The following is a 24,316-nucleotide window of genomic DNA, read 5'->3' as shown; positions in this document are numbered from 1 at the left end:
GTCGATCCAACCGGCTGTCGCCTGTGCGGATTGCCGGACCGCGTTTCCCGGCATTCCTGGGTCCTGACCCAGAGGGCAGCGCGCACGTTCGATGGCGAAACGCCCCCGGTGCACGCCGGGGACGACGACAACCGGAAGGCCGACCATGACCACGAACCCACCCGGGAACGACTCCGGGACGCCCATCCACGACCGCACCGCAGCCTCCGAGGGGCACGAGGTCGCCCCCGGCGTGACGGTGCCGTCGTACGCCAGCGGCACCCCCGCCGCGCGACCCACCGACCCCGGTGCGCCCCAGACCTACGACCCGTACGGCGACAGCGCCGCCGAGGTGCCGTTCGACGCACCCCTCGACGCCGTCCCGGCCGACGAGCAGCTCCCCGCCGTCCCGTCCGCCGCTTCCGCCGGCGGCGCTGGCAGCGCCAGCGGCTCCGGCAGTGACTCGGGCAGCGGCTCCGGCAAGGCCGACGCGGCGAAGGGCGCCGCGCAGGACGTCGCCGGCGACGCCAAGGAGAAGGCCGCGAACGTCGCGGGCACCGCCAAGGAGCAGGCGTCGAAGGTCGCCTCCGAGGCGACCGACCACGCCAAGCAGCTCTACGGCCAGGCGTCCGAGAACCTCAAGCAGCAGGCCGGCGAGCAGCAGCAGCGCGCTGCCGGCGGACTCCGCTCCCTCGGCGAGCAGCTCGGGCGCATGGCCGAGAACGACGACGAGCAGGGCGTCGCCTCGAAGGTCGTCCGCGACCTGTCGGGCCGCGCGACCTCGGCCGCCGGGTTCCTCGAGAACCGCGACCCGGGCTCGCTGCTCGACGAGGTGAAGACCTTCGCCGCGAAGCGCCCCGGCACCTTCATCGCGATCGCCGCGGGCGCGGGCCTGCTGGCCGGCCGCCTGACCAAGGCGCTCGCGACCGAGGTCAAGCACGAGAAGGAGGCCGGCGACGGCACCACCGGATCGGGGAGTGGCGTATGAGCCAGTCCGTCCCCGGCGCGACACCCCTGGGCGAACCGACTCCCGAGGAGCGCGCTGCGACCACACCGCTCGGTGAGCTGCTGTCCGACGTGTCGCGCGACCTCTCCAGCCTGTTCCGGCAGGAGGTCGCCCTCGCGAAGGCCGAGCTGACCGACTCTGCGAAGAAGGCCGGCAAGGCGGGCGGGATGTTCGGCGGCGCCGGACTCACCGCCGTGTTCGCCCTGCTGTTCCTGTCGATCGCCGCGTGGTGGGGCCTCGGTTACCTGATCGGCAACGCCTGGTCCGCCCTGATCATCGCCGTCGTCTACGCGATCGTCGCCGCGATCCTGGCCGTCCGCGGGCGCAAGGAGATCAAGGAGATCAAGGGCGCCCCGCAGACGGTCGAGACCGCCAAGGAAGTCCCCGAGACACTCAAGCCCAACACCGGGAGGAAGCCATGAGCACCCCAGACGAGATCCGCGCCGACATCGAGCGCACCCGCGGCGAACTCGGCTCCGACGTCGACGCCCTCGCCGACAAGGTCAGCCCGTCGTCCATCGCCCACCGCCAGAGCGAGAAGGTGAAGGGCCGGTTCCAGGACGTCCGCGAGTCCGTGATGGGCGCGGCCCAGTCAGCCCGCTCGAGCGCCTCCGGTTCCGCCTCGGGCGCGACCGGCCAGGCGAAGGACGTCGCCCAGAAGGGCGTCGAGAAGGCGAAGGGCAATCCCTTGGCCGTCGGCCTCATCGCGTTCGGCGCCGGTTGGCTCGTGTCGTCGCTCCTGCCGACCACCGAGAAGGAAGAAGAACTCGCCGGTGAGCTGAAGGACAAGGCTGCACCGCTCGTCGACGAGGTCAAGGAGCAGGCGAAGGACGCCGGTTCGCAGCTCGGCGACGTGGCGAAGGGGCACGCGCAGGACCTCGCGGGCACCGCGCAGGAAGCCGCGCAGACGGTCAAGGGCGAGGCGCAGGGGGCCGCGTCCGACGTCAAGGACAACGCGCAGGGTGCGGCGGACGACGTCCGCAGCAGCTGAGCGGAACCCGATGACGGACGGGAGGCACGGTGCCAGCTGGCACCGTGCCTCCCGTCCGTGAAGCGGTAGCGTTCCGGGCATGGACCCGATCGACGAGCTCGCTGCGGAGCTCCGACAGTCCATCGGCCGGGTCGTGCGTGCCGCACGACGCGAGGCGGACGCGCTGCCGGCCACGCACACCACCACCCTCGGGTTCCTGCACCGCGAGGGCCCGATGATGATCGCGGAACTCGCGCGCCGCCGCGGGGTGAAGCACCAGGGGCAGTCCCGCACGGTCGGCGAACTGGCCGAGCTCGGCTACGTCGACCGGACGGCGTCGGACACCGACCGCCGAGCGTCGGTCATCCGGATCACGGACGCCGGTCGGGCCGCACTGCAGCGGGACACGGACGCCCGCACGGACTGGCTGGCCGCCGCGATCCGCGAGGAGACCGACGCCGAGGAGCGTGCGCTGCTGCGCCGCCTGCCCGAGCTGTTCGAGCGGGTCGCCCGCCGGGCCGACTGAACGACCCTTCACCTTCCCGGCAGCCGCAGAAGTACAACACCGCTGTACAGTTGTGCGCATGGAGTTGACGAAGTACAACCACGCCACCGTCGTCCTCGAGCAGGACGGCGTCACCCTCGTCATCGACCCCGGGGTGTTCACGCCCGAGGCCGTCGACCTCGTCCGCGGGGCCGCGGGCGTCCTCGTCACGCACGACCACCCCGACCACTTCGACATCGACGCCCTGCGTGCGGGGCTCGCCGGGAACCCGGACCTCGTCGTCCGCGGTCCGGAGACCGTCGTCGAGCAGCTCGGTGAACACCACGGCCGGGTCGCAGCGGTGCGCGACGGCGACACGATCACCGTCGGACCGTTCTCCGTCCGGGTCTTCGGCGAGCAGCACGCGGTCATCCACCCCGACATCCCGTCCACCGCGAACGTCGGCTACCTGGTGGACGACGCGGTGTTCCACCCGGGCGACGCGTACCTCGAGCCCGGTGTCCCGGTGCCGACCCTGCTCCTGCCGACGAGCGGGCCGTGGACGAACACCGCCCAGGCCGTCGACTACGTGCGAGCCGTGGCGCCGGAGCGGGCCGTGCAGATCCACGAGGCGATGTTGAGCGAACTCGGCCAGCAGTCCGCCGCGCGCTTCCTCGGACCGGACGGTCTCGGGCCGGTACCCGTCCTGATCCTGCCGGCGGGGGAGACGATCACCGTCTGACGGACGCGGGCCGCCCCTGGGAGCCGATCCGGGCCTCCCGAGCAGCATGGTGGGATGGCCGACGCACCCACGACAGCAGTCCTCTTCGACATCGACGGCACCCTCGCCGACTCGAACTACGCGCACATCGACGCGTGGTGGCGGGCGTTCCTGGCGGCGGGGGAGTCCGTCGACGCCTGGCGGATCCACCGCGCGATCGGGATGGACTCGGCGAAGCTGCTCGAGACGCTGCTGCCGGACGCGTCCCAGGAGACCCGCGACACCGCGAAGCAGTTCCACACCGCCTACTACGCCGAGCAGACGCCGCGGCTCCGGCTGCTGCCGGGTTCGCGCGAGCTCCTGCAGGCCGTCGCCGAAGCGGGGCACGCCGTGGTCCTGGCGACCAGTGCGCCCGAGCACGAACTCGCCCGCCTGCGCGAACTGCTCGACGCGGGTGAGTGGGTCACCGCCGAGACCAGCTCCGAGGACGTCGAGCAGGCGAAGCCGGACCCCGGCATCATCCGGGTCGCGCTCGGCAAGGCCGGGGTCTCCGCCGACGACGCCGTGATGGTCGGGGACGCCATGTGGGACGTCGAGTCCGCCGGCAAGGTGGGGGTCCGGTGCGTCGGTGTGATGACCGGCGGCATCGGCGGTGACGAGCTCCGCGGTGCCGGGGCGGCCGAGGTGTACGACGACGCGGCCGCAGTGCTCGCCGCGTTCCGCGCCGGCGAGGGCCCGATCGCGGCCCTCGGCCAGCGCGCCTGACGGGCGCCGTCGGTTTCCGCGTCGTCGGTCGCCCGTGCCAGGATCGACGTTCGTGATCACGATCGAACGCGTGTCCTGGGACGACCCCCGCAGCGTGGTGCTCCGCGCCCGCATGGACGACGAGATGCACGAGCGCTACGGGTCGGCGAACGCCGGCGAGGACCCGGCGGTCACCGCCGAGCGGGGCCGTGCGCTGAGCGTCGACCCGTCGACCGTCGTCACGTCGATCCTGGCCGTCGACGAGTCCGGTGAGCCGGTCGGGCACATCGCCGTCCGGCGTCTGGGTGACGAGGTCGAGCTGAAGCGGCTCATCGTGCTCGCCTCGGCGCGCGGCAAGGGTGCGGCCACCGCGCTGCTCGACGAGTGCGAGCGCGTCGGCCGCGAACTCGGCGCCCCGCGGCTCATCCTGCAGACCGGCGACAAGCAGCCCGACGCCGTCGCGCTCTACCGCAAGACCGGGTGGGACCAGATCGCGGTCTACGAACCCTACGTCGCGACCATGCCGTGGTCGTTCTGCTTCGAGAAGGCCCTGTAGCCCGGCCCCATCCCGTATTGCACTTTCAGCAGGAGAGTGCAATTCTTGCTCGGTGAGCACCACCGAACGCACCCGCGCGCTGCGCCGACGCATGATCGTCGAGGCACGTCGGGCGACGGTCGAACACGGGCTGCACGGCTTCACCATCGAGCAGCTCTGCGAGACCGTCGGGGTGTCGCGCCGCACGTTCTTCAACCACTTCGGGTCGAAGGACGACGCCGTGCTCGGCATCGAGCTCAACGCCGACGTCGAGGCGATCGACGCCTACGCCGCGGGCGGGGTCGTCCCCGGCGAGCTCGATCCCCTCGGGTCGATCGTCGCGCTGGCGATCGACCAGTTCCACCGGGTCGGCATCGCCCGCGCCGACGAGGCCCTGGTCCGCCGGGTGTTCGAGCGAGAGCCGGCACTCGTCGCACGGTTCCTGTCGGCGACCGACGTGCAGCTCGCCCGGATCACCGTGGCCCTGCGGCGACGGTTCGGGTGGGACGACCCCGCCGACCGCCGACCGCGCCTGGTCACCGAGGCCGCGGCCGCCTTGATGAAGGCCACCGCGACCGAGTACTTCGACGACGCCTTCGACGAGGCCACGGGGCCGACGTTCGACGCGCTGCTCACCGAGAACCTCCGCCTGCTCAGGGCGGTCACCACGACCGAACGGGAACACACCACATGAGCGCCACCGCGCCGGGCACCACCAAGCGTGCCCGCCCAGGCTCCGACGGCCCGCTGCTCCTGACGCAGCGTCGCATCTGGATCATCTTCTCCGCCCTGATCGCGGGGATGCTGCTCTCCAGCCTCGACCAGACCATCGTCTCCACCGCGATGCCGACCATCGTCGGCGAGCTCGGCGGCGTCGCGCACCAGGCCTGGCTGACGACCGGGTACCTGCTCGCCTCCACCATCGTGATGCCCGTCTACGGCAAGTTCGGCGACGTCCTCGGCCGCCGCAACCTGTTCCTCATCGCGATCGCGCTGTTCACCATCGCGTCGGCCGGGTGTGCGTTCGCCACGGACTTCACGCAGCTCGTGGTGTTCCGCGCCATGCAGGGGCTCGGCGGCGGCGGTCTGATGATCCTGTCGCAGGCGATCATCGCGGACATCGTCCCGGCCTCGCAGCGCGGCAAGTACCTCGGCCCGCTCGGTGCGATCTTCGGCCTGTCCGCCATCGGTGGCCCGCTGCTCGGTGGCTTCTTCGTGGACCACCTCACCTGGAACTGGGCGTTCTACATCAACATCCCGGTCGGCATCGCGGCGTTCTTCGTGGCGTGGTTCGCGCTGACCCTGCCGAACAAGAAGGCGACGAAGCGCATCGACGTCCTCGGCGTGCTCTTCATGTCCGCCGCGACCACGTGCCTGGTGTTCTTCTCGGAGTTCGGTGGCAGCAAGGACCACGGCTGGGACGCCCCCGAGACCTGGGCCTGGTTCGCCGGTCTCGTCGTCTCGGCAGCGCTCCTGGTGTTCGTCGAGTCCCGTGCGCAGGACCCGGTGCTCCCGCTGTCGTTCTTCCGCAACCGCACCTTCCTGCTGGCGACCGGCATCGGCCTCGTGCTCGGCATCGGCATGTTCGCCGCGATCGGCTTCGTCCCGACCTTCCTGCAGATGGCCTCTGGTACCTCGGCCGCGGTCTCCGGCCTGCTGATGCTGCCGATGATGGCCGGCCTGATCGGCACCTCGATCGCCTCGGGTGTCCTGATCACCAAGACCGGGCGCTACCGGATGTTCCCGATCGTCGGCACGGTCCTGGTGGCCATCGCGATGCTCGCGATGACCCAGCTGGCGGCGGACACCCCGATCTGGCTGATCTGCGCGTACCTGTTCGTCTTCGGTGCGGGGCTCGGCCTGATCATGCAGGTGGTCGTCCTCGTCGCGCAGAACGCCGTGCCCGCCGAGCAGGTCGGTACCGCCACCTCGACGAACAACTACTTCCGCGAGGTCGGTGCCTCGCTCGGGACCGCCGTCTTCGGTGCGCTCTTCACCGCGCGGCTCACGACGTCGCTGACCGACGTGTTCCGCGGTGCAGGCGGGTCGGCGACCGATGCGGCGTCGTCGGCGGGGAGCATCGACCCCGCGACGGTTGCGAAGCTGCCCGAGGCGGTGCAGGACGGCATCGTGAACGCCTACGCCGACTCCCTGGCACCGGTGTTCTGGTACCTGCTGCCCTTCATCGCGGTGGCGTTCCTGCTCGCACTCTTCCTGCCGCAGATCACGCTGTCCGACACGGCCGGCATGGTCGCCCGTGGCGAGGCCGTCGGCGGCGACGAGGCCGACGAGCTCGAGCGTGCGCAGCGTGCGGCGCGTGCGGAGCACGCGGCGGCACCGGAAGGTTCCGCACCGGGGCGGGACACCGACCGGTAGACGCCACCGACCGACGGACGGGAGGCCCGGTGCCAGCTGGCACCGGGCCTCCCGTCCGTCGTCTGGTTGCGGCCACCGCGCGCCGTCACTTCGGGCCCAGCGACACCTTTCGCCGTCGGGACCCCGTGGAGTGTCGCCTGACGCGAAACGCCGCGTCGGCACGGGGCGCTACGCGCCGGTGCTCGCGCGCGGCACGAGCCGCGTCGGCAGGGCCGCTGGCTCGGCGGCCGTGCCGTCGAGCGTCGCGAGGAGTCGCAGTGCCGCAGCGCGACCGAGGTCGGCACCGGGCAGCGCCACGCTCGTCAGGGCCGGCGCGGTGACCGACGACGACGGCAGGTCGTCGAAGCCCGCGACCGCGAGTGCGCCGGGGACGGCGATGCGGAGCGCGCTGGCGACCCGCAGGACTCCGTAGGCCAGGGTGTCCGCGGCCGCGACGACGGCGGTGACGTCGTCGTCCTGCCAGGCCTCGATGACGTGCTCGGTGGCCGAGGCCGCGGCCTCCACGGTCAGGTCGGCGCGGGCGGTGACCTCGGAGACCGTGATGCCGGCGTCCGCACAGGCCTGCTCGAACAGTCCACGGCGGACGCCGAACGTCGCCGCCCGTGAGGTGCCGTCGAGGTAGCCCACGTGCCGGTGTCCCTGCTCGTGCAGATGGGCGACGAGGTCCTGCACGCCGGTGGAGAGGTCGTAGTTGACTGCCTCGGGCCCACCGGGGGCGTCGAGCAGCACCACGGGGACGTTCGCCGACATCGGCTCGTCGGCGGCCGGGGCGTCGACCAGGATGCCGGCCGGCCGGAGCCGTTCGAACCGCCGGACGTCGGCCGCGACGGGCTGTGCACCCCGCTCGGTGACGGAGAGCACGAGCTGGAACCGGTCGCCCAGGGTGTCGCGGACGCCACGGATGACCTCGGCGAAGAACGGGTTCGACAGGTCCGGGGCGATGAACACGACGAGGTCGCCGCTGCCGCGCGCGAGTGAACTGGCGGCGTGGTCGACGACGTAGCCGAGGTCGTCCACGGCGTCGCGGACCCGCGCGGCGATGGGGGCGGAGACCCGCCCGCGGTCCTTGCCGTTCACGACGAGGGAGACCGTGGCGATGCTCGTGCCCGCACGCTCGGCCACCATCGCGGCGGTCACACGACGGCTCGGGGCGGCGGGGGAGGGCACTCGTCGATGCTAGCGAGCGTGGTGGTCGAACTTGACGTCAAGCGTTTGACGTGTTTCGATGTCAAACGCTTGACGCGCCACGACGCCAGCGCTCTGCCGGCCCGTGGATCCCCACCACGTCGAGCACTCACCTCGATTCCCCGAAGAAGTGGAGCGCCCAGCGTGCCCGATGCGACCCAGCCCGCCGCGAAGATCATCCTCGACTGCGACCCCGGCCACGACGACGCCGTGGCGCTCCTGCTCGCCCACGGCAGCCCGGCCATCGAGCTGCTCGCCGTGACCACCGTCGTCGGCAACCAGACCCTGCCGAAGGTCACCCGCAACGCCCTGGCCGTCGCCCGCATCGCCGGCATCACCGGGGTGCCGTTCGCCGCCGGAGCCGCCCGCCCGCTGCTGCGCCAGATCGAGGTCGCACCGGACATCCACGGCGAGAGCGGCCTGGACGGCCCGATGCTCCCCGAGCCGTCGTTCGACCTCGACGAGCGCCACGCCGTCGACCTGATCATCGACACCGTGATGGCCCACGAGCCCGGCATGGTCACCCTCGTGCCGACCGGCGGCCTGACGAACATCGCCCTCGCCGCCCGCAAGGAGCCCCGCATCGTCGAGCGCGTCAAGCAGGTCGTGCTCATGGGCGGCGGCGTGCACGTCGGCAACTGGAGCCCGGTCGCCGAGTTCAACATCGTCATCGACCCCGAGGCCGCGGCCATCGTGTTCGAGGCCGGCTGGGACGTCGTGATGGTCGGCCTCGACCTGACGCACCAGGCCCTCGCCACCCCCGAGGTCGCCGCGCGCATCGCCGGCGTCGGCACCGCCCCCGCCGCGTTCGTCGGCGAGCTGCTCGACTTCTTCGGCCAGACCTACAAGGACGCCCAGGGCTTCGACGCCCCGCCGGTCCACGACCCCTGCGCCGTCGCGTACGTCATCGACCCCACGATCGTCCGCGCCGTGAAGGTCCCGATCCACGTCGAGACGCAGGGCGCGCTGACCCTGGGCATGACCGTCGCCGACTTCCGCGCCCCCGCACCCGAGGACTGCCGCACGAGCGCCGCGATGGAGCTCGACCACGGCCGGTTCTGGGACCTCGTCGTCGACGCCCTCGAGCGCATCGGCGAGACGGCCGACACCGGCTGGACCCCACGTGCCGCCGCCGACGCCGTCGAAGCCGGCATCACCACGACCCCGGAGCGCTGAAACCCCCATGACCACCACCTCGACGAAGAAGTCGATCGGCGCCCTCACCGCCGCGCTCCTCGCCGCGTGCATCGCGTTCCAGCTGAACGCGAGCATGCTCAGCCCCGCCCTCGTCACGATGGCGCGGGAGCTCAACACCGACGACGCCACCATCGGCCTGTCGCAGACCCTGTACTTCACCCTCGCGGCGCTGTTCTCGCTGTTCCTGCCGCGGCTGTCCGACATCGTGGGCCGCAAGCGCGTGCTGATCGGCATGCTCGCCGTGATGCTCGTCGGCAGCATCGTCGCCGCGCTCGCGGTGAACGTGCCGATGCTGTTCGCCGGTCGCATCATCCAGGGCGTCACCGGTCCGGTCGTCCCGATCTGCCTGCTCGTCCTGCGCAACGAGATCAGCGACCCGAAGCGCTACGGCGCCGCCCTCGGGCTGCTGACCGCGGTGAACGGCGGCATCGCGGGCGTCGACGCCCTGGCGGGCGGGTGGATCGCGACGAACTTCGGGTTCCGCGGGATCTTCTGGGTCATCGCCGTCGTCACCGTGATCGCCCTGCTCCTGGTCGCCGTCTGGGGTGTCGAGTCGAAGCCCTCCGCCGGTACCCGGATGGACTGGATCGGTGTCGTCCCCCTCGTGGTGAGCGTCGGTGCGCTGCTCACGGCGTTCAACGAGGCCGGCAAGCTCGGCGCGGCGAACCCCGTGCTCGTGGTCGGTGGCGTCGTCGTCGCGCTCGTCGCCTTCGCCGTGTTCTGGGCCGTCGAGTCGCGGGTGCGGGAACCCCTGGTCGAGACCCGGTTCCTGAAGCGCCGTGCGACCTGGGCGCTCCTGGCGACGACGTTCCTCACCATGACGGGCGTCTTCGCGGTCGTCAACGGCCTGGTCACCTCGCTCGCGCAGAACGGTGACGCGGGCTTCGGGATGGAGCCCGACCTGGCGTCGCTCGTGTTCCTCACCCCGTACGCGCTGGTCGGCTGGATCGTCGGACCCTTCGCCGGCCGACTCGCCCCGACCATCGGGTACCGCGCCGTCCTGCGCGTCGGCCTGATCGGAAGCATCGTCTCGACCGTCCTGATGGCGCTCGTCGGCGTGCACTCGCTGCCCGTGCTGGTCACCGCGACCGTGCTGATCGGCATCACCTACGCCGGCATCGCGAACATCATCCTGAACGGCCTGGGCATCGTGCTGTCGCCGGAGTCGAACCCCGGGTTCCTGCCGGGCCTGAACGCCGGTGCGTTCAACCTCGGCGCCGGGGTCAGCTTCGCGGTCCTGCCCGCGCTGCAGATCGCGCTCGGCGTCGGCGGTTCCGCGGGCACCGCCGGGTACTCCGGTGGCATGCTGCTCGGGGCCGCGATCACGACCGTCGCGCTCGCGATCTCGTTCCTCATCCCCCGTCCGGAAGGCGCCGAGACCACGTCCGTCGCCCCGCAGAAGGAGACCGTCCGTTGACCGAGAGCATCGTCGTCGTCGGGTCGCTCAACGCGGACCTGGTGGTCCGCACCGAGCGCTTCCCCCAGCCCGGTGAGACCCTGCAGGGCTCCGACCTCGCGATCCTGCCCGGCGGCAAGTCCGCCAACCAGGCGGTGGCTGCCGGGAGGCTCGGGGGCACGGTGCGCATGATCGGTGCGGTCGGCGACGACGGGAACGGTGCGCTGCTCCGCGACTCCGTCGCGGCTGCGGGGGTCGACACGACGCACGTCGCGATCCGGGAGGGCGTCGCGACCGGCACCGCCGTCATCACTGTCGACGCCGCAGGCGAGAACACCATCGTGATCTCCGCCGGGGCGAACGGCACGCTGACGCCGGACGACGTGCCGGCCGACGTCTTCGCCGGCGCCACGGTGCTGGGGCTCTGCCTCGAGGTCTCGATCGACGTCGTCCTCGCCGCCGCCCGTGCCGCGCACGCCGCCGGGGTCACGGTGCTCACGAACCTGTCACCGTTCGGCGCCGTGCCGGCCGAGCTCCTCGAGCTGACCGACGTGCTGCTGGTGAACGAGCACGAGGCCGCGGCGCTCGGAGACCACGGCGTCGCACGGTCGATCGTCACCCGCGGCGGTGCCGGCTGCGTCGTGCACGACGGGGATGCCGAGCCGGTGTCGATCGACGCCGTGCGGGTCGAGCCGGTGGACACCACGGGTTGCGGCGACGCCTTCATGGGTGCGGTGGCGCTGCGTCTGGCCGCGGGGGACACCCTCGTCGACGCCGCTCGGTTCGCGGTGGGGGTCGGGGCGTACGCCGCGACCAAGCCGGGCGCTCAGGCCTCGTACCCGACCACCGCCGAGCTGGAGGCGTTCCTGCGGGCGTGACCCCTGCCTCCCGGCCGTGTGTTGACTGCGCGGCCCACTAGCGTTGTGCCCATGCGCGTCGGAGTCCTCGACATCGGGTCCAACACCGGCCACCTGCTCGTGGTGGACGCCCACGGCGGCGCCGCGCCGCTGCCGGCGTCCTCGTTCAAGCAGCCGCTGCGGCTGGCCGAGCACCTGGACGCCTCGGGCGCGGTGACCCAGCAGGGGATCGACGCACTGACCACGTTCGTCGCCGACGCCGTCCGCGTCGCCGAGGAGCGCGGCTGCGAGGACATGCTCGCGTTCGCCACCTCGGCGGTGCGCGACGCCGGCAACTCCGAGGCCGTGCTCGCCCACGTCGAGTCGTCCACCGGGGTCGAGCTGGCCGTCCTGTCCGGCTCGGACGAGGCACGACTGACCTTCCTGGCCGTGCGCCGCTGGTTCGGCTGGTCCGCCGGGCGCCTGGCGGTCTTCGACATCGGCGGTGGCTCGCTCGAGATCGCCGGTGGTGCCGACGAGGCACCGGACGTCGCGTGGTCGATGCCGATCGGCGCCGCACGCCTGGCGCGCTCCTACTTCGCCGCCGGCACCCCGACCGAGGACGACGTCCGCCGCATCCGACACGAGATCCGCGTCGAGATCGCCCGGGACGCCGGACGGCTGCTCCGCTCGGGCCGCCCGGACCGGGCCGTGGCGACCTCGAAGACGTTCCGGTCGATCGCCCGGATCTGCGGAGCCGCGCCGTCCGCCGCCGGACCGCTCGTGCCCCGTGCCCTCGACGGCGCAGTGCTGCGGCAGCGCCTGCCGGAGCTGCTCACGATGTCGGTCGACGAACTCGCTGCGCTGCCGGGCGTCTCGGCGAGCCGCGCACACCAGGTGGTGCCCGGGGCGCTCGTCGCCGAGGCGTGCCTGGACATCTTCGACCTGCCGGGCCTCGAGATCTGCCCGTGGGCACTGCGCGAGGGCGTCATCCTCGAGCGGCTCGACCAGCTGTCGGTCCTCGGGACCCCGTAGCGGCCCGTCGATCTAGCCGCGCTGCCTCGGCGGTGCGAGCAGCCACGGACGGATCAGCTTCGTCACGAACGGCAGTACCCAGAACGTCATGATCGGCGTGAGCACGACGGTCGTGATGAGCACCCGGGGCAGGATCGCGACGTGCGCGAACGCGGGGACGAGCCAGGCCGTCAGGTACGTGAACGCGAGGTTCACCGGGAAGAAGCCGAGCCAGATGCTCACGGACTGCTTCCACCGTGGGGGAGCGCTCGAGGCCGGGGCGTCCTGCGGGACGTCGAACCACCCCTCGATGCCGGTGCGCTTCTCGACGCGGGACTCCACCACCAGGTCACGGCCCAGGTCGAGCCAGCGCAGCCGGTCGTCGGAGTTCTCCCACGTGGCCAGGGAGTCGTGGTCGGCGAACCGGTAGAGCATGTGCCACTCGCGGGACTGCGCCCGGGAACGCACCCACCCGGAGCCGAGGAAGCCGGGGTAGCGGTTCGCCAGGTTCACCCCGGACTGCACCCAGCGGGTGACCTCGGGGATCCGGTCCGGTTCGACCAGGCGGGTGATGGACACGGTGACGGGTGGGCCTGCGGTCTCGGATGACGACTGCAGGCTCCCAGGCTCTTGTGGAGTCATCCGACCAGTGTCCCCGATCGGTGTTACCGGCTCGTGTCGCAGCTCGTCAGTCGTCGACGCCCCGTTGGGTAGGTTCGCGGTATGAGCGAGACCGAACGCGGCCGGCACGAGACGCCGACGGAACGGTGGGACCGGAACTGGGCCGACATCCAGCAGGAGCTCCGGATCGTGCAGACCGGGACGCAGATCCTCGCCGGGTTCCTGCTGACGCTGCCGTTCCAGCAGCGGTTCACGGACCTGTCCGACCGGCAGGAGACGGTCTACCTCGTCCTGGTCGTCCTGGCGGTCGTCGTCACCGTGGTGGCGCTGTCCGCCGTGGCGACGCACCGGCTGGTGTTCCGGCAGCGTCAGAAGCACGACCTGGTCCGCGCCGGCAACGTCATCCTGCTCGCCGCACTCATCGCGAGTGCGCTGCTCTTCTCGGGAACGGTCTACTTCGTCTTCGACGTGGTGCTCGGTGGTCCGGGCGGTGTGATCGGCGGGGTCGCGGTGTTCGTGGCGACGGCGGCGCTGTGGACGGCCCTGCCGTTCGGGTTGCGCCGGAGCGAGCGGAACGTCGACCAGGAGCACGAGCGTTCGTCGTCCGGCTGAACGGGTCCTCCGAGGCGAGGAACGGGGCACCCCCCGGAGCGGTCAGCTCGCCTGCTTCTTGGCGGCGGGCTTCTTGGCCGGCGCCTTCTTGGCCGGGGCCTTCTTCGGCGCCGACTTCGCGGGGGCCTTCTCGGCCGTGCTCTCCGCGGCCTTCTTGGTCGGCGCCTTCTTCGCCGGCGCCTTCCTGCCGGAGCCGGAGGAGCCCGAGCCGGACGTGCCCGAGCCGGAACCCGACGACGACCGCGAGGTCGACGACGAACGCGACCCCGAGCCTCCCGTCCGCTTCTTGTCGACGGACGCACGCAGGGCGGCCATCAGGTCGAGCACGTCACCGCCCTCGTCGTCGTCGTCCTCGTCGGCCTGTGCGCCGAAGGTCTTCTCGGTGTCGATGTCGTCGCCCGCCTCGAGCTTGGCGTCGATCAGCTGCTGCAGTTCCTCCTGGTAGGAGTCGGTGTAGCGATCGGGGTCGAAGTCGGTGGACATGCTCTCGACGAGCGATGACGACATCTTCAGCTCGTTGGCGCTGACCTTCACCGACGTGTCGAGCGTCTTGAAGTCGGCCGCGCGGACCTCGTCGCCCCAGAGCAGCCCCTGCAGCAGGATGACCTCGTCGTGCACCCGGAGCACCCCGAGCCGGGTCTTCTGGCGCAGGGTGAACTGCACGATCGCCAGGCGGTCGGTCTTCGCCAGGGTCTCGCGCAACAACACGTACGCCTTCGGCGAGCGCGAGTCGGGCTCGAGGTAGTAGGTCTTCTCGAACATCATCGGGTCGACCTGCTCGACGGGCACGAACTCGAGCACCTCGACCTCGTGCGACTGCTCCTCGGGGAGCTGTTTGAAGTCGTCCGCCGTGAGCACCACGGTCTTGTCGCCGTCGTCGTAGGCGCGCTGGATGTCGGCGTACTCGACCTCGTGGCCGAACTCGCACACACGTTTGTACCGGATGCGGCCCTTGTCCTCGTCGTGGACCTGGTGCAGGGACACGTCGTGCGTCTCGGTGGCCGCGTAGACCTTGACGGGCACGTTGACGAGCCCGAACGCGATGGAGCCCTTCCAGATCGACCTCATGCGCACATGATGCCCGCCCGCACGCGTGCGTGCCCGGAGCCGACGGTTCCTCCACAGGTGCGTCGTCCGGGGGGTCGTTCCACGGATGTCCGGTTCGCTGGACCGCCGCGAGGCCGGCGCGAGCACGATGGGCCCATGAGCCAGCTCGACAAGCAGGACCCGCGCGACCAGTTCCCCCGTCCGCCGTTCCCCGCGCAGACCCAGCAGGGGTCCGGGCTGGCGAGTGCGATGGACCCCGCCCCCGACCACGGCGAGACGAGCTACCTGGGCACCGGGCGGATGCGCGGGTACCGGGTGCTCGTCACCGGCGCGGACTCCGGCATCGGACGTGCGGCGGCGATCGCGATGGCGAAGGAGGGCGCCGACGTCGCCCTGAACGCCCTGCCCGAGGAACGCGAGGACCTCGAACAGGTCCGCGACGTCATCGGTGACCTCGGGCGCAAGGCGGTGCTGCTGCCCGGCGACCTGACGGACGAGGCCTTCTGCGACGTCCTGGTGCAGGACGCCGTCAGCGAGCTCGGCGGCCTGGACGCGCTCGTGCTGGTCGCGGGCCACCAGCAGGTGCACGAGGACATCACCGTGCAGAGCACCGAGGACTTCGACCGCACGATGAAGGTCAACCTGTACTCGCTGTTCTGGCTCGTCCGCGCTGCCGTCCCGCACATGGCGCCGGGGAGCTCGATCGTCACGACCAGCTCGGTGTCCGCGTACCAGCCGCAGGACCGCATGATCGACTACGCCGCGACGAAGGCCGCGATCATCACCTACACGAACGGGGTCGCGCGGCAGCTCGCGAGCAAGGGCATCCGGGCCAACACGGTGGTGCCCGGGCCGGTGTGGACGCCCCTGCAGCCGATCAGCTACCCGGGCGACGAGATCGCGGCGTACGGCCAGGACACCCCGTTCGGCCGTCCCGCCCAACCCGTCGAGCTCGGCAGCGCCTACGTCTACCTGGCCGGGCCCGAGTCGTCGTACACGTCCGGCACGACCCTGACGGTGGCGGGAGCGACCGGGGTGGCGCTGTGAGTCCCGCCTCGCGCAAGACCGTCGTCCTCGTCGGGGACCGGCGGCTCGCGCTCACCAACACCGACAAGGTGCTCTACCCCGAGACCGGCACCACGAAGGGTCGGGTGATCGAGTACTACGAGCGGGTCGCGCCGTGGATGATCCCGCACGTCAAGGACCGCCCCGTGACCCGGAAGCGCTGGGCCAACGGTGTCGAGGGCAAGGTCTTCTTCGAGAAGAACCTGCCCGACTCGGCCCCCGACTGGGTGCGGCACCACACCATCCACCACTCGGAGCACGACAACGAGTACCCGATCGTCGACGACCTGCCGACCCTGGTGTGGATGGCGCAGCAGGCCGCGCTCGAACTGCACGTCCCGCAGTGGCGGTTCGGCCCGCGCGGCGCGCAGCAGAACCCGGACCGGCTCGTCCTCGACCTCGACCCGGGCGAGGGTGTGGGGCTGCCCGAGTGCGTCGAGGTCGCCGTGGCCGCGCGCGAGATCCTGCACGGCATGGGACTCGACCCGTACCCGGTGACCTCCGGCTCCAAGGGCATCCACCTGTACGCGGCCCTCGACGGTAAAGCGACGACGGCGCAGGTCTCCGACGTCGCCCACGAACTGGCCAAGGCCCTCGAGACGGACCTGCCGGACCTGGTGCTGTCGTCGATGAGCCGTGCCGAGCGGAAGGGCAAGGTCTTCGTCGACTGGTCGCAGAACAACGGCAACAAGACGACCATCGCCCCGTACTCGCTGCGCGGCCGCGAGCGGCCGACGGTCGCAGCGCCCCGCACCTGGAAGGAGCTCGAGGAACGCGGGCTCGCGCAGCTCACGTTGGACGAGGTCCTCGAACGCCTGGAGGCCCGTGGGGACTTCCTGCACCCGGTCGCCTCCGCCTCGCTGGCCGTCGGGCGCGACGACCACGGTCACTGGGACAGCGACCGGACCGAGCGCGCGAACGACGCCGAGCAGCCCGCACGGGACCGCCTCGCCGCCTACCGGGCGAAGCGTGACGCCTCGAAGACTCCGGAGCCCGTGCCCGAGGGTGCACCCACCGTGCGGAAGGACGGCACACCGACCTTCGTCATCCAGGAGCACCACGCCACCCGCGACCACTACGACTTCCGGCTCGAGCACGACGGGGTGCTGGTGAGCTGGGCCCTGCCGAAGGGCGAGCCCACCGACCCGGGCAAGAACCACCTGGCCGTGCAGACCGAGGACCACCCGCTCGAGTACGGGTCGTTCGAGGGCACGATCCCGAAGGACGAGTACGGCGGCGGCACGGTCACCATCTGGGACGACGGTACCTACGAGCTCGAGAAGTGGCGCGAGGGGCAGGAGGTCATCGTCACGCTGCACGGCCGGGCGGGCGGCGCTCGCCGCCTCGCGCTGTTGCACACCCGCGGCCGTGGCGGTGGGGACGAGAAGAACTGGCTCATCCACCGCACGAAGGAGCAACCCGAACGGCTGGCGGACGCCGGCGGCTCTGCGGGGCCGGCGGTGGCGCGACGGGCGGACCGGCCGTCGGACGGGCACGGCGATGCACACCGCGCCGGGCAGCGACGGATCAGCGGGGCCGCGGACGCCGAGACCCCGCCGTCGGAACGTCGGACGATGCAGGCGACCCTGGCCAAGGGCGAGCCCCGGCTGGACCCGACGGACTGGGCCTTCGAGATGAAGTGGGACGGGGTGCGGGCGCTGGCGACGGTCCGCGACGGGTCGGTGACCCTGCGCAGCCGCAACGACAACGACCTGACGGCCCAGTACCCCGAGCTGCAGGAACTGGGCGAGCGGGCCGGCGTGGACGGCGTGTTCGACGGTGAGATCGTGGCCGTCGACGATCGTGGCCGACCCTCGTTCCAGCTGCTCCAGAACCGCATGGGCCTGACGAAGGCGCGCGAGGTCCGGAGCGCGCAGGAGACGACGCCCGTGCGGTTCCTGCTGTTCGACGTGCTCGAGGCGGACGGGCACGAGCTCACGCGGCTCGGCTACGACGCCCGGCGGCAGGCACTCGAGACGGTCGTGGAACCCGGCGGTGCGATCGACGTGCCGCCGGCGGCGCAGGGCGACCTCGACGCGGTGCTGGCTGCGTCGCGCGAGCAGGGCCTCGAGGGCGTCGTCGCGAAGAAGCGGTCGTCGAAGTACGCCGAGGGCCGGCGGTCCGAGGCCTGGCTGAAGCTCAAGCACCACGCCACGCAGGAGGTCGTCGTCGGTGGCTGGAAGCCGGGCAGCGGGCGGCGCGCCGGCGGGATCGGGTCGCTGTTGCTCGGGGTGCCCGGCCCCGACGGGCTGGAGTACGTCGGCAAGGTCGGCACCGGGTTCCGTGACCGCGACCTCGACGAGATCGCCGCTGTCCTCGCACCGCTGGAACGGAAGACCCCGCCGTTCGTCGACGTCCCACGACCTGACGCTCGGGATGCGCACTGGGTCACGCCGAAGCGCGTCGGCGAGGTCGAGTTCGCCGAGTGGACCGGCGACGGACGGCTCCGGCAGCCGTCCTGGCGGGGGTGGCGGGTGGACAAGGACCCGGACGACGTCGTGCGGGAGACCTGACGCGCGCTTCGCCTTCAGGCCACATGCGTGCGCATGGGGTCAGCCGCTGGCGAACATCCGTCCCCCGTCCGGAGCCTGCGCGGGGGACAGTATCGGCACCGCTGGCCACGATCGGCCATCGGCTGTTACGTTCGCCGGGACGAAGGGGGCTCCGAGGATGAACTCGAGCAAGTACCTGCCGCCCTACACGGCTGCAGAACGCGTCGCGATCACGGGGGACGACCTGTCGCAGCGGTCCGTCGAACCGGGCACCGGCACCACGGAGACCGAGGTCCGGTACGCGGACTTCCTCGCCGACGAGGACGACGACTGACCGGGGCGGCCTGAACGCCCGACCGTTCGACGGGTCCGACAGACCCGACGGCCCGCACGCTGGATCAGGAAGCGCACGGACCGTCGCCGAGGCACGTGACCAGCCGGTTCAGGGAGACCGGCCACGAAGCCCCGCACCGGGCTCGCCGCAAGGCCACCGGTGGGTCCACTGGTGAGACGGACCGAGTGGCCGGATCGTCACACGAGCGGCAAGAAGAATCGCCGGGCGACCTCGATGGTCGCCCGGCGATCTCGTCTGTCCGGAGAGATCCTGTTGTCGGATCAGTACGGGGTCAGGCCGCGGGTGCAGGGCCGTCGGCGGGCACCGCGCGGTCGGCGACGGGTGCGTCCTCCTCGATGAGCTCGTCCTCTTCCGGTTCGCTCACCTCGGCCGCGGCGGCCTTCGCCTCATCGATGGACTCCTGGGAACGGCGGAGCAGGTCGTCGTCGTGTGCTGCCTGATCAGTCATGCCAGCAACCTACGCGGGCGTCCCTGTGTCGGCGTCCCGACGGCGGGCACCGTGCGTCGGGTCGTGCCGGCCGGTGTGCGGTGGCTCGAAGTCCACCGCGGACGTCGGCGCGGGCGTCGAGGGCATCGCCGGAGCGGCCGGGGCGCCGTACGCATCGGCGGCGTCGAGCACCGCACGGGTGGCGGCGACAGCCGTCCGGAGCGCATCGCGGACGGGCATCGCCCGGTGCGCCGGCGTCCGGACCTCGACGCCCCACGGCTCGGCGAACCCGAGTTCGCGCACGGTCCGGACGAAGCCGGGCAGATCCCACGCTCCGGCACCGGGCAGGTACCGTGCCGTCCGGGACTCCTCGGCGAGGGTCATCCCGCTCGGGGTGTGCAGCAGTCCGTCGCTCAGCTCGACGGCTGCGAGGACCCCCGGTGCGACGCCCTGCCGGATCGACGCGAGGGTGGAACCGCCGCGGAGCGCGTGCATGGCGTCGACGAGCAGGCCGCCGTTCGGGTGTCCGGCAGCGGCGACGAAACGGGAGGCCCGTTCGATCGTGGGCAGGTTCGACCACGGTTCCGGTTCGAGCACGAGCTGCGCTCCGACCGCCTCGGCCTGGTCGGCGAGCACGAACCAGTCGCCGGCCATCGTCGCGGGGGAGGCTCCGGGCAACGAGGTGTCGGCGCGCGCCACCACCTGCCAGGCGCTCAGCGTCGCCGCGGCCTCGAGCACGACACCTCGGTCGGCGTCCTCGTCCTGGGTGCGGCTCGTGCACGTCCACCAACGGTCCAGCGGTCCGAGCTGGACCCAGACGATGCCGGCGGCGTCGAGCATGCGCCGCAGTTCGGCGAAGCCCGTCGTCGCGCGGACCTCGTGCAGGTCGTCGAGGGACAGCGACAGGCCGGCGAACCCGGCGGCGCCCACGGCGTGCACCCGGTCGCGGACGCTCTCGTCGCCCGCCCACGTCCAGGACGTGGCGAGCAGGTCGTGTTCCAGCACGGTGGTACCTCCGGCAGTCCCGGGGTGTCCGCGTCGCCCCGTCGCGATGCGCCGCCCCGTGTACGCCGCGGGCCCCACCCGCGACGATGCCCAAGACTTACCCGTGCTGCCTGCGAACGCTCCCAGCCCGTCGACACATCGCCGACACGTGCTTCAGACGATCCGGGTCCGGACCTCGCCGACGCCGGCGATCGTGCCGACGAGCACGGCGCCGCGTTCGAGCACGCCGACACCGTCAGGAGTGCCGGTCATCACGAGGTCGCCGGGCGCGAGCGCCACGGACCGTGACAGGGCCGCGATCGTCTCGGCGACCGACCAGATCCGGTCGGCCAGGTCGCCCGACTGCCGGAGTGCCCCGTCCACCGTCAGCTCGATCGCGCCGGTGGTCGGGTCGACCTCGGCCGCCGGGGTGATCGCTCCGATCGGGGCCGAGGCGTCGAAGCCCTTCGCCGTATCCCACGGCCGCCCGAGTCGCTTCGCCTCGGCCTGCAGGTCGCGGCGGGTGAGGTCGATCCCGACGGCGTAGCCCCAGACGTGTGTGAGGGCGTCGGTGACGGCGATGTCCGTGCCGCCGGTGCCGATCGCGACGACGAGCTCGACCTCGTGCTCCAGTTGCTGCGTCAGCGGCGGGTACGGGGTGTCGACGCCGTCGACCACGACGGCGTCGGCCGGCTTCGTGAAGAAGAACGGCGGCTCGCGGTCCGGGTCGTGGCCCATCTCGCGAGCGTGCGCCGCGTAGTTCCGGCCGACGCAGAACACGCGGCGGACGGGGAAACGCGCGCCCGTCGTCGTGGGCACGGTCGGGAGGCTCGGGGCCGGGATGACGAGTTCGGTCACGGTCCCAGCGTGGCAGGCTCGCAGGGCATCGGTTCAGCTCTCGCCGAAGGGCGCCTTGTACCGGAGCTTCCGCGCCCGGGCGCGCTCCTGCCGTTCGCCCCATTCGATCCGCGCCTGGCGGAGTTCGTCCTCGGCGCCCTTCGCCCGCATCCGGGACCGTAGTGCGGGTCTGCCAGCAGTGCGGGCGTCGTCAGTTCGCGTCCGTCGAGCCAGCGCTTGAAGTCCTTGTCACTCAGCTTCGAGATCATCGTTCGCTCCTTCGTTCGTCGCTGCGGTCAGGTCGTCGAGTGCCTGGCCGACCCAGCGGTCGTCGGCGGTCGTCCAACCGCGGGTCACCAGCGCAGCGGACATCACACCGGCAGCCGCGCGCTCTCCTTCGTCGTCCGAGGTCGCCCGTCGGCGACCCGTGACCAACGCTGCCACCACAGGTCGCGGTGCACCGAGAACTCTGCATTTCGCCGTCCTGCGCGCCCGTCGAGCACCGAGGCGACGAGCGCACCCAGCGCGACGGGTGCGCTCGTGACCGACACGATCGCACTGGTCCAGCCGATGTCCATGCCGGAACCCTGACAGCACGGAACCGGCCACGCGGCGGGCGTGACCGGTCCTGTGGAGGGTGCTCCGGGCCTCCTGGGCTGTGGAGGAACGCGTCAGTTGCCGGGCGCAGCCGCCTCGGTCTCGCCCGCACCCGGGTCGCCGCCGGTCCCGCCGCTGGCCGGCTCGTCCTGGGGCCAGCCCGCGAACTCCCAGCCCGCGAGCGACGGGTGGTCCTCGCCCTTCGTGTACGCGAACGTCCGCGCAGCGTCACGCGCTTCGGACAGCTTCGTGAGCAGGTCGGCGTGCGCCTCGGCATCCACCCGCGTCAGGGCGTCGTGGGCCAGGGCGAAGCGGTCCATCTCGTTGCGCATCAGCATGTCGAACGGCGAGGTCGTCGTCCCCTGCTCGAGGAACCCGTGCACGTGCAGGTCGTCGTGCCCGTTCCGGCGGTACGTCAGCTGGTGCACGAGGGTCGGGTACCCGTGGAACGCGAAGACCGTGGGCGTGCCGGGCAGGAAGAGCGCGTCGTACTGCTCGTCCGGGATCGGGTGCTCGTGCTTGCGCGGGTCACCGAGCGCCAGCAGGTCGACGACGTTGAGCACGCGGACCCCGACGCCGGGAGCGTGCTTCCGGATGATGTCGGTGGCGGCGATCGCCTCGACCGTGGGGACGTCACCGGCGCAGGCGAGCACGACGTCGACCTTCCCGACGGCCTGCTCGGTGCCGGCGAAGTCCCACACGCCGAGTCCGGCCTTCGCGTGCGCGACCGCGTCGTCGAGGGACAGGAAGACCGGCTCCGGGTGCTTGCCCGCGACGATCACCTCGATGCGGTCCGTGGTCTCCATCGCGTGCGCGGCGACGGCGAGCAGCGTGTTGGCGTCGGCCGGCAGCTTGATCCGGACGAGGTCCTGCTGCTTCGACGCGACGACGTCGAGGAACCCGGGGTCCTGGTGGGAGAACCCGTTGTGGTCCTGTCGCCAGACGTGCGACGAGAGCAGGAGCGACAGGTTGGACACCGGCACCCGCCAGTCGATGTCGGTCGAGGACTCCAGCCACTTCGCGTACTGCCCGACCATCGAGTCGATGATGTGGGCGAACGCCTCGTAGGTGTTGAGCATCCCGTGCCGACCGGACAGCACGTAGCCCTCGAGCATCCCCTCGAGCAGGTGCTCGGACAGGACCTCGGTGACCCGCCCGCGTGCGGCGAGGTGCTCGTCGCCGGCGGCGCGCTGAGCCCGCCAGACGCGCGAGGTCACGTCGAACACGGCGTCGAGCTTGTTTGAGATCGTCTCGTCCGGGCCGAAGAGCCGGAAGGTCGAGGCGTTCTTCTCGATGAGTGCGGCGAGCCAGGGGCCGAGCGTGCCCGTCGCGGACGCCGTGGAACCGACCTCGACCGCGTACGGCTCGAGCGGCGGCCGGTCGAGCGCGGTTCGCAGCCGACCGCCGTTGCCGTGCGGGGTGGCGCTCATCCGCTCGTCACCGGTCGGGCGGATCGTGGTCATGATGCCGACCGGGTGGCCGTCCGCGTCGAAGAGCTCCTCGGGGCGGTACGAGCGCATCCACTCCTCGAGCTGGGCACGGTGGCCGTCGTCCTCGCGCACCGCGGGCAGCGGCACCTGGTGCGCGCGGAAGGTCCCCTCGACCTGCTCGCCGTCGACCTCCTTCGGGCCGGTCCAGCCCTTCGGCGTGCGCAGGACGATCATCGGCCAGCGCGGACGCAGGTCGGCGGCACCGGCGGGCTGCCCCGCGGCGGCACGGGCGGCCTGGGCGCGGGCGGCGGCCTGGATGTCGTCGATGCCGGCGAGGGCACGTCGTAGGGCACCGTCGAACAGGGCGTGCACCGCGTACGGGTCGTCGTCGACGCGGCGGGAGTCGACCACGATCGGGTCGTAGCCGAGCCCGCGGAAGTACGCGGTGAGGTCCTCGTCGGGGATGCGGGCCAGGACGGTCGGGTTCGCGATCTTCCAGCCGTTGAGGTTGAGGATCGGCAGCACGGCGCCGTCGGAGACCGGATCGAGGAACGTGTGCGCCTGCCACGACCCGGCGAGCGGACCGGTCTCGGCCTCACCGTCACCGACCACGCACGCGACGACGAGGTCCGGGTTGTCGAGCGCCGCACCGTAGGCGTGCGACAGCGAGTAGCCGAGCTCACCGCCCTCGTTGATGGAGCCGGGGGTCTCCGGGGCGGCGTGCGAGGGGATGCCGCCGGGGAACGAGAACTGGCGGAAGAACCGCTGCAGGTCGACGTCCTGGTACAGCTCGTTCCACGTGCCGTCCAGCCAGGCGTTCGCGTTCATCGCCGGGCCGCCGTGCCCCGGGCCGCAGATGTACAGGAACTCGCGCCCGGTCTCCGTGATCAGCGCGTTGCAGTGCGCGTACACGAGGTTCAGTGCGGGGGAGGTGCCCCAGTGGCCGAGCAGCCGCGGCTTGACGTCGTCCGGTTCGATCGGCCTGGTGAGCATCGGGTTGTCCAGCAGGTAGATCTGCCCGACCGTCAGGTAGTTGGCGGCGCGCCACCAGGCGTCGACCGCCCGGAGCCGGTCGGTGGTGGAGATGTGTGCTGGAGCCATGGGTACACGGTACGAAACACCGGGTTGCGGCACCTCAGGAAACTCGTCCCAAACCGTTCGGGCGGGGGTGCCGAATCACTTGCACAGGGCAAAAGCCCAGGGCGCTCTCCGGTCACAGTTGGCCGGTCTACAGCTTGCTCACAGCAAGCGTGCGCACAGCGTGCACGTTCGGCCACCGGCCGGAGCGCCTCCAGAGCAAAGGACTGATCACGATGCGTAAGAGCCTCAAGACCTCCATCACCCTCGCCACGACCGGCGCCCTCGTCCTCGGCGGTGCCGCGTTCGGGATCTCCTCCGCACAGGCC

General features: G+C 71.6%; 25 protein-coding genes. 17 read left to right on the top strand and 8 right to left on the bottom strand.

Features of this window, described 5'->3' with window-relative positions; all coding sequences use genetic code 11:
* The first annotated feature begins 145 nt into the window (after positions 1-145).
* From DEJ35_RS07575 to DEJ35_RS07535, 9 genes are all read left to right on the top strand, one after another.
* On the top strand, positions 146-967 hold the full coding sequence (locus DEJ35_RS07575) for a hypothetical protein (protein ID WP_110858621.1): 822 nt from the start codon (positions 146-148) through the stop codon (positions 965-967).
* Positions 964-1,407 carry a phage holin family protein gene (locus tag DEJ35_RS07570; RefSeq protein ID WP_051597109.1) on the top strand — a complete coding sequence of 148 codons (444 nt, stop codon included), beginning with the start codon at positions 964-966 and terminating at the stop codon, positions 1,405-1,407. Before DEJ35_RS07575 ends, DEJ35_RS07570 begins: the two co-directional genes overlap by 4 nt.
* Entirely contained in the window at positions 1,404-1,976 is a 573-nt protein-coding gene (locus DEJ35_RS07565; protein ID WP_110858623.1) for a DUF3618 domain-containing protein, read from the top strand. The genes DEJ35_RS07570 and DEJ35_RS07565 overlap by 4 nt, the downstream gene beginning before the upstream one ends.
* 79 nt (positions 1,977-2,055) lie before the next feature.
* Entirely contained in the window at positions 2,056-2,481 is a 426-nt protein-coding gene (locus tag DEJ35_RS07560) for a MarR family winged helix-turn-helix transcriptional regulator (RefSeq protein WP_111192479.1), read from the top strand.
* 58 nt (positions 2,482-2,539) lie between these two features.
* Positions 2,540-3,181 carry an MBL fold metallo-hydrolase gene (locus DEJ35_RS07555; protein ID WP_110858625.1) on the top strand — a complete coding sequence of 214 codons (642 nt, stop codon included), beginning with the start codon at positions 2,540-2,542 and terminating at the stop codon, positions 3,179-3,181.
* A gap of 54 nt (positions 3,182-3,235) precedes the next feature.
* A complete protein-coding gene (locus tag DEJ35_RS07550) occupies positions 3,236-3,925 on the top strand; it encodes an HAD family hydrolase (protein ID WP_111192478.1) in 690 nt (229 codons plus the stop codon).
* A 52-nt stretch (positions 3,926-3,977) separates the two neighbouring features.
* The gene (locus DEJ35_RS07545; RefSeq protein ID WP_110858627.1) at positions 3,978-4,460 is read left to right on the top strand and encodes a GNAT family N-acetyltransferase; all 483 of its coding nucleotides are present in this window, start codon (positions 3,978-3,980) and stop codon (positions 4,458-4,460) included.
* Between the two features lie 52 nt (positions 4,461-4,512).
* Positions 4,513-5,133, top strand: coding sequence for a TetR/AcrR family transcriptional regulator (locus DEJ35_RS07540; RefSeq protein ID WP_258369758.1), 621 nt, complete (start codon positions 4,513-4,515; stop codon positions 5,131-5,133).
* On the top strand, positions 5,130-6,815 hold the full coding sequence (locus tag DEJ35_RS07535; protein WP_111192477.1) for an MDR family MFS transporter: 1,686 nt from the start codon (positions 5,130-5,132) through the stop codon (positions 6,813-6,815). The genes DEJ35_RS07540 and DEJ35_RS07535 overlap by 4 nt, the downstream gene beginning before the upstream one ends.
* A 168-nt stretch (positions 6,816-6,983) precedes the next feature.
* On the opposite strand, the gene DEJ35_RS07530 is transcribed toward DEJ35_RS07535, so the two are convergent.
* Positions 6,984-7,982, bottom strand: a complete 999-nt coding sequence (locus tag DEJ35_RS07530) for a LacI family DNA-binding transcriptional regulator (RefSeq protein WP_258378446.1) — start codon at positions 7,980-7,982, stop codon at positions 6,984-6,986.
* A 162-nt stretch (positions 7,983-8,144) separates the two neighbouring features.
* Between DEJ35_RS07530 and DEJ35_RS07525 the strand changes: the two genes are divergently transcribed.
* Genes DEJ35_RS07525 through DEJ35_RS07510 form a run of 4 tightly spaced genes read left to right on the top strand, consistent with a single transcriptional unit; the run spans position 8,145 to position 12,464 of the window.
* Positions 8,145-9,176 (top strand): nucleoside hydrolase, encoded by a 1,032-nt coding sequence (locus DEJ35_RS07525; protein WP_110858629.1) that lies wholly within the window; start codon positions 8,145-8,147, stop codon positions 9,174-9,176.
* Positions 9,177-9,183: 7 nt separating this feature from the next.
* Complete coding sequence (locus DEJ35_RS07520; RefSeq protein ID WP_111057977.1) at positions 9,184-10,614, top strand: MFS transporter; 1,431 nt, start codon at positions 9,184-9,186, stop codon at positions 10,612-10,614.
* Positions 10,611-11,471, top strand: a complete 861-nt coding sequence (locus DEJ35_RS07515; protein WP_111090132.1) for a ribokinase — start codon at positions 10,611-10,613, stop codon at positions 11,469-11,471. Before DEJ35_RS07520 ends, DEJ35_RS07515 begins: the two co-directional genes overlap by 4 nt.
* A gap of 51 nt (positions 11,472-11,522) precedes the next feature.
* The gene (locus tag DEJ35_RS07510; protein WP_110858632.1) at positions 11,523-12,464 is read left to right on the top strand and encodes a Ppx/GppA phosphatase family protein; all 942 of its coding nucleotides are present in this window, start codon (positions 11,523-11,525) and stop codon (positions 12,462-12,464) included.
* Positions 12,465-12,476: 12 nt separating this feature from the next.
* Here the strand turns inward: DEJ35_RS07510 and DEJ35_RS07505 are convergent, their stop codons facing one another.
* On the bottom strand, positions 12,477-13,085 hold the full coding sequence (locus tag DEJ35_RS07505; RefSeq protein ID WP_111090133.1) for an antibiotic biosynthesis monooxygenase: 609 nt from the start codon (positions 13,083-13,085) through the stop codon (positions 12,477-12,479).
* A gap of 81 nt (positions 13,086-13,166) precedes the next feature.
* Between DEJ35_RS07505 and DEJ35_RS07500 the strand changes: the two genes are divergently transcribed.
* Entirely contained in the window at positions 13,167-13,676 is a 510-nt protein-coding gene (locus DEJ35_RS07500) for a DUF6328 family protein (RefSeq protein WP_111090134.1), read from the top strand.
* A gap of 42 nt (positions 13,677-13,718) precedes the next feature.
* On the opposite strand, the gene DEJ35_RS07495 is transcribed toward DEJ35_RS07500, so the two are convergent.
* Entirely contained in the window at positions 13,719-14,744 is a 1,026-nt protein-coding gene (locus DEJ35_RS07495) for a Ku protein (RefSeq protein ID WP_111090135.1), read from the bottom strand.
* A 135-nt stretch (positions 14,745-14,879) separates the two neighbouring features.
* Between DEJ35_RS07495 and DEJ35_RS07490 the strand changes: the two genes are divergently transcribed.
* The 3 genes from DEJ35_RS07490 (at position 14,880) to DEJ35_RS17265 (ending at position 18,614) form a co-directional block, all read left to right on the top strand.
* Positions 14,880-15,770, top strand: a complete 891-nt coding sequence (locus tag DEJ35_RS07490) for an SDR family oxidoreductase (protein ID WP_111192476.1) — start codon at positions 14,880-14,882, stop codon at positions 15,768-15,770.
* Positions 15,767-18,301 carry an ATP-dependent DNA ligase gene (locus DEJ35_RS07485; RefSeq protein ID WP_111123775.1) on the top strand — a complete coding sequence of 845 codons (2,535 nt, stop codon included), beginning with the start codon at positions 15,767-15,769 and terminating at the stop codon, positions 18,299-18,301. The genes DEJ35_RS07490 and DEJ35_RS07485 overlap by 4 nt, the downstream gene beginning before the upstream one ends.
* Positions 18,302-18,458: 157 nt before the next feature.
* Positions 18,459-18,614 (top strand): hypothetical protein, encoded by a 156-nt coding sequence (locus tag DEJ35_RS17265; protein WP_155896954.1) that lies wholly within the window; start codon positions 18,459-18,461, stop codon positions 18,612-18,614.
* Positions 18,615-18,906: 292 nt separating this feature from the next.
* Here the strand turns inward: DEJ35_RS17265 and DEJ35_RS17260 are convergent, their stop codons facing one another.
* From DEJ35_RS17260 to DEJ35_RS07465, 5 genes are all read right to left on the bottom strand, one after another.
* Positions 18,907-19,083, bottom strand: coding sequence for a hypothetical protein (locus tag DEJ35_RS17260; RefSeq protein WP_181419934.1), 177 nt, complete (start codon positions 19,081-19,083; stop codon positions 18,907-18,909).
* A 9-nt stretch (positions 19,084-19,092) separates the two neighbouring features.
* Positions 19,093-20,067, bottom strand: coding sequence for a sugar phosphate isomerase/epimerase (locus DEJ35_RS07480; RefSeq protein ID WP_181435541.1), 975 nt, complete (start codon positions 20,065-20,067; stop codon positions 19,093-19,095).
* A 153-nt stretch (positions 20,068-20,220) separates the two neighbouring features.
* Positions 20,221-20,904, bottom strand: a complete 684-nt coding sequence (locus tag DEJ35_RS07475) for a fumarylacetoacetate hydrolase family protein (RefSeq protein WP_111192474.1) — start codon at positions 20,902-20,904, stop codon at positions 20,221-20,223.
* Between the two features lie 350 nt (positions 20,905-21,254).
* On the bottom strand, positions 21,255-21,461 hold the full coding sequence (locus DEJ35_RS07470) for a hypothetical protein (RefSeq protein WP_111192473.1): 207 nt from the start codon (positions 21,459-21,461) through the stop codon (positions 21,255-21,257).
* 93 nt (positions 21,462-21,554) lie between these two features.
* Positions 21,555-24,011 carry a phosphoketolase gene (locus tag DEJ35_RS07465; RefSeq protein ID WP_110858641.1) on the bottom strand — a complete coding sequence of 819 codons (2,457 nt, stop codon included), beginning with the start codon at positions 24,009-24,011 and terminating at the stop codon, positions 21,555-21,557.
* Positions 24,012-24,316 lie beyond the last annotated feature (305 nt).

It is taken from the genome of Curtobacterium sp. MCPF17_051, assembly GCF_003234595.1.
In the GTDB taxonomy this organism is placed as follows: Bacteria; Actinomycetota; Actinomycetes; order Actinomycetales; family Microbacteriaceae; genus Curtobacterium; species Curtobacterium flaccumfaciens.
The sequence above is the reverse complement of the archived record's forward strand: the minus strand, read 5'-3'. Positions and strand labels throughout refer to the sequence as shown.